The sequence below is a fragment of the Thomasclavelia sp. genome (assembly GCF_017889095.1).
In the GTDB taxonomy this organism is placed as follows: Bacteria; Bacillota_I; Bacilli_A; order Erysipelotrichales; family Coprobacillaceae; genus Thomasclavelia.
Window position 1 is genome coordinate 1 of sequence record NZ_JAGHEW010000160.1, and the last position, 5165, is coordinate 5165.

At 28.3% G+C, this 5165-nt stretch carries 5 protein-coding genes; 3 read left to right on the top strand and 2 right to left on the bottom strand.

From position 1 onward, the window contains the following. Nucleotides 1–244 (bottom strand): hypothetical protein (locus J7M77_RS16870; protein WP_367236904.1); only part of this gene is annotated, 244 nt, incomplete at its 3' end. A gap of 234 nt (nucleotides 245–478) precedes the next feature. On the opposite strand from J7M77_RS16870, the gene pnuC reads away from it, so the two are divergent. From pnuC to J7M77_RS07210, 3 genes are all read left to right on the top strand, one after another. Continuing rightward, nucleotides 479–1705 (top strand): nicotinamide riboside transporter PnuC, encoded by a 1227-nt coding sequence (gene pnuC, locus J7M77_RS07200; protein WP_296877159.1) that lies wholly within the window; start codon nucleotides 479–481, stop codon nucleotides 1703–1705. Nucleotides 1706–1779: 74 nt separating this feature from the next. After that, nucleotides 1780–2337 (top strand): elongation factor P, encoded by a 558-nt coding sequence (gene efp / locus J7M77_RS07205; RefSeq protein WP_296877160.1) that lies wholly within the window; start codon nucleotides 1780–1782, stop codon nucleotides 2335–2337. Nucleotides 2338–2357: 20 nt separating this feature from the next. Further along, nucleotides 2358–3104 (top strand): SDR family NAD(P)-dependent oxidoreductase, encoded by a 747-nt coding sequence (locus J7M77_RS07210; protein WP_367236905.1) that lies wholly within the window; start codon nucleotides 2358–2360, stop codon nucleotides 3102–3104. Here the strand turns inward: J7M77_RS07210 and J7M77_RS07215 are convergent. Continuing rightward, on the bottom strand, nucleotides 3101–4360 hold the full coding sequence (locus J7M77_RS07215) for a methionine gamma-lyase family protein (protein ID WP_296877162.1): 1260 nt from the start codon (nucleotides 4358–4360) through the stop codon (nucleotides 3101–3103). The two genes, J7M77_RS07210 and J7M77_RS07215, sit on opposite strands and share 4 nt — an antisense overlap. Nucleotides 4361–5165: the final 805 nt, after the last annotated feature.

The window sequence follows — 5165 nt, forward strand, 5'->3', positions numbered from 1 at the left end:
AGATATTTTCATTGTTTATATAGGGAGTTAAAAGTTCCTGATAATTTATTGGCGATACAGCAATGATTGAATTGACAGATTTTTTTATTAATGAATTTAGTAATTTGATTTTAGCACTATGATATTTGTAGTCATCGACAAATGAATTATAATAATTTTCTAATGTTTGATTAGATTCTTTTTTTATTTTTTGACTTAAATCATAAAATTCATAGTTTAATAATTGCGCTAATTGTTTTCCGATAGATTTTTTCCTACATTTTCAACACCAAATAATAAAATATTCATTTAATCATCTCAACTTGTATTTTATAATATTTTTTCATGAGATAAAAGAGATATTAGATATTTACTATGAAAGGATTAAATTTAAATGGGTAATAGAGCGAAACTAATAAAAAATATATCATATTTGTCAAAAATGGTTTATAATATCTAGGCGCATTAAAAATGCATTTTATTAGGAAGAGGGTTTGATATGATAAAAATTTTAAAAAGAAACATGGAATCAAGAAAAAGGTTACGAATGATTGAAGCCGGTATTTCAATTATATTATGTATTGCTTCAATTGTATCAATTGGCTATGGACTGTTTGAAATTAATTTGCATATTGATAAAACACAGTTTATCCAAAGTATTGAAATGACCAGGGATAAAGAGTTGGAGGATTATAGTGAGGATAATACTGTTTGTGATGTTACTTATAAAAACGGTGATAAACAGTTAGTAGTATCTTATTCGTATGAAGAATATGAAAACTTAGATACCCAAACAATTACTGCTTATGAATATGAAACTGATAATGGTACTAAATTGTATTTTGATCACCAGGAAATTAGTGATGCTCAATTACAGTATTCTTATCGCCAAGTAAGAGCTAATGAATTAACATCATTATTTAACTTTGGAATTGCTTCATTTATTTTGATGATATCAATTTTGATCATGATGGTTTTTTCTAAATTGTTTACAACGTATGAAAAATCATGGTTTGTTTCAATTATGGTATTGGCTACCATTATCTCAGTAATTTTCCCAGAAGAAAGTGCTAACGGGGTAAATGGAATTATTATCATGTTATTGTATTTATTAGACACTTTCTTAAATATTCTTTGTGAGTTACTGATTTCCAAACAATCACGATACAATTTCCTTGTTTCTGTTTTAGTAGAAATTGTAGAAATTGTAATGTGCATTGTCTTGATGTATCGTTTTGCCACTATGGCAACAACATTATTCTTCTGGCTGCCAATTGATATTATTAGTTACATTAACTGGTCAAAACATAAAGATGACGAGGAAAATGAATTAACGGTAGTTAGAAAATTAAAGGGTTATCAAGAAGTTTTGGTTATTGCCGGAATCATTGTTTGGACTTTTGTAATTGGATATTTTATTAGTGGTTTAGATATAGCAACTGATTTTTACAATAATGAAATATTAGAAACAGCGATTATCTATATTGATGCTTGTGCATCAGCGGTGGGGATTGCTAATGGGTTATTTATTTTCTTTAGACTTAGAGAACAATGGATTGCCTGGTATATTTGTGCTTTATTAGAAGCAATCATCAATATAATTTCTGGACAATATGTATTGTTAGTTTTAAAATTAGGTTATTTTACTAATACAACCTATGGATATATTAAATGGACTAAATATATTCAAGCACATAACAATGAAAAACTAACACAAATATCTTGATGAGTCTTGAGGATTTAAGCTAAAATTGATAAAATAAAGCGTGTAGAAAATAAACAAAATGAGGAGTGAAAAATATGGCTATTTCAGCAGGTGATTTTAAAACAGGATTAACTTTAATTGTTGACGGTGATCCTTGTCAAGTATTAGATTTCCAACATGTAAAACCAGGAAAAGGGGCTGCTATCTTAAAAACAAAAATGAGAAACTTAAAAACAAATGCAATTCAAGAACGTAACTTCAATGCATCAATTAAGTTTGATCAAGCAAATATTTCAAGAAAAGTAGCACAATATTCATACAAAGTAGATTCTACTTATTATTTTATGGATCAAGAAACATACGATATGTATGAATTAGAAGAGGATCAAGTAGGGGATACTAAATATTACATTATTGAAGGATCAGAAGTTTCATTAATGTTTTTTGAAGGAATGTTATTATCAGTATCCGTTCCAGAAAAAGTAGAATTAACAGTTGTAGAAACTGATCCAGCAATCAAAGGAGCACCATCAAACCAAACAAAAGATGCTGTTACAGATACTGGATTATCTCTTCGAGTTCCTCAATTTATTGAACCTGGAGAAAAAATTGTTGTCTTTACCATGGATGGAAAATACGCAGGAAGAGCTTAATTAAGCTCTTTTTTAAAATGATGAAGAAAGTTGTTTTAATTACTGGTGGGGCTAGAGGAATTGGAAAAGCAATTGCTTTAGAACTGGCAAAACATGGCTATGATATTGTAGTAAATTATTTGACATCTAAACAAGATGCTAATACATTGAAAAAGATAATTATTGAAAAATATGGGGTACGGTGTCTTGCTATTCAGGCAGATGTTTCTAAGGAAGATGAAGTAGATAAGATGATTTCTTTAATTGAAGATAAATTAGGTGGCGTTGATATTTTAGTAAATAATGCTGCTATTGATTTATCAAATTTATTTCATTTAAAAAATGCAAACGAGTTTAGAAAAACATTAGATGTAAATGTAGTTGGTGCTTTTAACTGTAGTAAACGAGTTTATCGACGGATGTTAGAAAAAGAGTATGGAAGAATTATTAATATTTCTTCAACCAATGGTATTAATACTTATTATCCAATGTGTATAGATTATGATGCTTCTAAAGCTGCTTTAATTTCGTTGACGCATAATCTGGCATTTGAATATGCCCCATATATAAATGTTAATTGTATAGCTCCAGGTTTTATTGGTACTGAAAACGAATTAGATGGTTATGATGAACAATTTTTGCAAGAAGAGATTGAAAAGATCATGGTTAATCGCTATGGGGATCCTAAAGAAGTTGCTTATTTAGTTAAGTTTTTAATTAGTGATGAAGCTAATTTTATCAACAATACTGTTATTCGTATTGATGGTGGACAAAAAGGAAGTTGTTAAGACAACTTCCTTTTCAGATTTGATAATGCTAGTAAAATAGATAGTTTTCCATATTCAAAAGTTAATCCACCTTGTAGATATAAAGTATATGGCTCAATTACTGGAGCATCAGCACTTAATTCAATGGTACTTCCCTGGGTAAAACTTCCAGCAGCCATAACTTCATCAAAGGGATAACCAGGCATTGGTGCTGGCATGACACGGACAAATGAATCAATTGGACTAGTTTGCTGGATGCCTTGAGTAAAGCTTACTAAATTATCTTTAGTCTTTAATTCTAGAGTTTGAATAATATCAGTGCGCGGTTCATCATATCTTGGCGATACATTTATATAACCTAATTTTTCTAGCATATATGCTGTAAATACTGCTGTTTTTAATGCGTTTTTTACAGCATTAGGGGCCATAAATATTCCTTTAAAAAATGTATTATTTAAATTAAAATTTGCTCCTAACTCTTTGCCAATTCCTGGAGCTGTTAACCGTTCAGCAACCATATAAATTAGTTCTTTTTTTCCCGCAACATATCCGCCTGTTGGAGCAATCCCGCCACCAAGATTTTTCATTAACGAACCAACGACAACATCAGCACCAATATGTCCCGGTTCTTTTGTTTCCACTAACTCACCATAACAATTATCTACCATGATAATTACATCTTTGTCTACTTCTCTAATTTTAGAAATAATTCGTTCAATTTTAGCAATAGAAAGGGATTTACGATGTGAATAACCACGGGATCTTTGAATTTCAACTAGTTTAACATTATTTTCTTTTAATCGTTCAATAATTGTTTCATCATCAAAATCATCATCAATTAATTCAATTTGTTCATATTTAACACCGTTTGCCTTTAATGACTGACTTGAATCACCACTTAAACCAATCATTTCCTGCAATGAATCATAAGGCGCACCAGACAAGGAAATCATAGTATCACCATGTTTCAACAATGCTGAAAGGGTTAAATATAAAGCATTAGTGCCACTCATAATTTGTGGACGAACCAGGGCATCCTCACAGCCAAGAACAGTAGCAAAAATTCTTTCCAGTTTATCGCGACCTTCATCATAATTTCCATAACCGTTAATATCACTGAAATCAGAATAAGAAACTCGATTTTCAATAAAAGCTGATAAGATACGATTGGAATTGGTTAAACAAATCGTATCAATATTTTTATAAATATCTTGCAAAACAAGATCAGATTCTTTAGCTAAAGATAGTAATTCAGAATCAATTTGTTCAAATAACATATTAAACCTCCTCAAATAATACATCATTTATTATACACGTTTTCCATTATTTTACGATAACTTTTATATTATGGATTAGAGATTTTTCTATATTATTACAATTAATGCTATAATAAATTAAGTTGATGTTTATTTATTAGTAAAATCTTAAAAAAGAATAATAAATGAGAAAAAGTATGATATAAGAATTAGCCAAAGTAAAGATTTAAAGTAGGATTAAAATATCTAAAAGAAAATATTTAAGATTAAATGATTATTTAAAGTGATATGTATCATCAGCTTTTAGAATATGGCACGAATAAAGAAAAAACATTAGGTTGCTGGCATTTTATCAAGATTTATTAATATAAAACTGATAAAAAATATGATAGTAAAAATGAAAAAACGTTTAGATAGCATAGAGCTAGTCTACTGTATTCTTGGCAAATATGATCTTGATTTTCAAAATGAACGTACTAATTTGGAAATAGTTATCTAAATTTGTTGATTAAAAAGATAAAACATTGTTTGACAATATGTATTTATTTTTAAACAAAAGGATTAGACAGTATTGATTTTAATGATAAAAGATGGGGATAATGAGATTAAATTAGTTAATTTATAGATGTAGAGAGTTGTGTAAATTAATATTTTCAATATAAATCTAAAACTGTTGAAAGGCAGTTTTGTTTATAGAAAAATGATATTTTTAAGATTGTATTGTATAAATTATAATAAAATAATATAAAAATTTAATTATTATCACAACTTAATAAAAATTAATATCATTATTGTTGAAATGATTTTTAAATTATGGCATATTAAA

Bases quoted from the DNA above. Each gene is read 5' to 3' on its own strand.
- pnuC (WP_296877159.1), top strand. From the start codon at position 479: ATGATAAAAATTTTAAAAAGAAACATGGAATCAAGAAAAAGGTTACGA.
- efp (WP_296877160.1), top strand. From the start codon at position 1,780: ATGGCTATTTCAGCAGGTGATTTTAAAACAGGATTAACTTTAATTGTT.
- J7M77_RS07210 (WP_367236905.1), top strand. From the start codon at position 2,358: ATGAAGAAAGTTGTTTTAATTACTGGTGGGGCTAGAGGAATTGGAAAA.
- J7M77_RS07215 (WP_296877162.1), bottom strand. From the start codon at position 4,360: ATGTTATTTGAACAAATTGATTCTGAATTACTATCTTTAGCTAAAGAA.